Annotated in this window: 1 protein-coding gene; it reads right to left on the minus strand. The window is 39.6% G+C overall.

The annotated features are described in order from the left end of the window. The gene (gene apf / locus RV14_RS11715) at positions 1–576 is read right to left on the minus strand and encodes an aggregation-promoting factor (RefSeq protein WP_071856400.1); all 576 of its coding nucleotides are present in this window, start codon (positions 574–576) and stop codon (positions 1–3) included. Between the last annotated feature and the right edge of the window lie 109 nt (positions 577–685).

Consider the following 685-nt stretch of genomic DNA (forward strand, 5'->3'; position numbering starts at 1 on the left):
TTAGTACCAGCCGTTAGCTAACCAGAATGCTTGAGCGGCTTCCCATGAACCGTAACGTGAAGCAACGTATTGTTCTGCTACTCGTTCTTGATTAGCAGGAGAATAATCGCCATTTAAATAAGCGGCATCTAATTGGTAACGACCAATATAACGACCGTTTGCTGCCGTATAAGAACCACTAGATTCTTTTTGTGCGATCCATTCTTTGGCTGCATTTGTGCTTGTTGTAGTTGCTGGTGTAGCAGTTTGTGCGACGACTGGTTGAGTTGTAGGTTGAACGTCTGCGGCAGATGGTGAAACTGCTGGTTTTGCAGCTTCATGTCCAGCAGAGACGGATTCTTCTGTAGGAATCATTAATTGTTGACCTGAATAGATCAGGTTAATATTTGAAATCGCATTTTTTTCTGCAATGGATTGTACTAAGGAGTTGTTGCCAACGTATTTTTGAGAAATCGTTGATAGCGTATCACCTGATTGAACGGTGTAAGCTTCGTCTGCATGTGCAGAAGTTCCCATAAAAAATAAAGCGCCGGCCGTCAAAGTTGTTCCAAGTAAGAATGTTTTAAGTGATTGCATGTAGAATCTCCTTTATCAATTAAAAATAGTTTTGTTGTTATTAACGAGGAATACTTTACCATGAGAAAATATTTCATAGGTAAAAGCTTTATGACACTTTGTAACAAAA

It is taken from the genome of Enterococcus ratti, from assembly GCF_001886195.1.
Classification (GTDB): domain Bacteria; phylum Bacillota; class Bacilli; order Lactobacillales; family Enterococcaceae; genus Enterococcus_B; species Enterococcus_B ratti.